2 protein-coding genes are annotated in these 1,134 nt (G+C 36.2%); both read right to left on the bottom strand.

Features of this window, described 5'->3' with window-relative positions; translation table 11 throughout:
- Window positions 1-137: 137 nt before the first annotated feature.
- Window positions 138-377 carry a primase-like DNA-binding domain-containing protein gene (locus ACFQ38_RS05255; protein WP_381479957.1) on the bottom strand — a complete coding sequence of 80 codons (240 nt, stop codon included), beginning with the start codon at window positions 375-377 and terminating at the stop codon, window positions 138-140.
- 255 nt (window positions 378-632) lie between these two features.
- A partial coding sequence (locus tag ACFQ38_RS05250; RefSeq protein WP_381479956.1) for a phage/plasmid primase, P4 family occupies window positions 633-1,134 on the bottom strand: 502 nt, incomplete at its 5' end.

Below are 1,134 nucleotides of genomic sequence, written 5' to 3'. Positions count from 1 at the left end.
ATCGATGTCATTAAAAATAGGTTCAGCAGCTTTTAAAACTCCTGCCGGAATTTTCTTCGCATTATTTATTGCCAATCGTCCATCTGATTCATCCCGGTAAATTTCTGCGCCGGATTTCCATATGAGAGATAGAATTTTTAATACTTGCATGGCAACAACCTCACGCCTTGCCTACCCACTTCACGAATGTAATTTCTAAATCTTGCGTGCTTCACACCTAAATTAAGATTGTCCAACTGTTTTCCAAATCTTGTTCTTGTCAGTGGCTCTAATCCATGGAATTTACAGTATTTTAAATATCTCTCGTATATGACATCTCTCAATTCAAAACTTTTGATATCACGCTCAATATTTTCTTCAACAAATTTTTCTATCATGTCTAACCCTCCTACAGTTACTGAAAATCCGAAAGTTACTCAAAAGTTATCGAAAGTTATTAAAGAAAAAACACTTTTAACCTTACAGCCGCAAGGGTTCAAGCCCTGAAAGTTATTATAGTTATCGGTCCGGGACCATTAGCGAGTACTAATACCCTTATATATTATTTATTGTTTTTATTTTTTAAATGAACACCAGAACCAATAACTAAAATAACTATTTTTAAAAATAACTAACTTGAACCCTTGATAATATTAGTGTTGGGAATTTTTAACACNACGTTCTTTTATGGTAATTCCTGTTAAAAACGTCTTATTTCCGGTCCCTTTAGTTTTTCCGAAGCCTTTTGTTTCGAGCATCCGATAAAACGATCGATTACCTAAAGCACGTTCTCCTGCTTTAAAACACCAATTGTTGTAAATGTTATAAAGCTCTTTCGCTTCGATTTGGATAGATTCGTTTTTCGGATCGTCGATATAACAGACTTCCCAAAGGAATGGAGCAAGAATATCCATATCGTCTTTATAGTTTCCTGTTGCATCGGTAACTACTTTTGGCTCTTTCAACCCCGACTGCTGCCATTTCAGACACCCCTCCACAAGCCAATTGAGGATCCCGGGCATTTCGAGTGATAATTTTTCTTCAAGTTTTTTATCACGCTGATGTGGTTTCAGACTTAAATTAAAGGGAATGATTTTAACACGGCGCCATATACCGTCATCAACTCCACCAATGATTGGTTTATGGTTAGTCGTG

Origin of the sequence: Sporosarcina contaminans (assembly GCF_042679045.1) — a bacterium.
Classification (GTDB): domain Bacteria; phylum Bacillota; class Bacilli; order Bacillales_A; family Planococcaceae; genus Sporosarcina; species Sporosarcina contaminans.
This window is presented reverse-complemented; position numbering and strand designations above follow the sequence as displayed.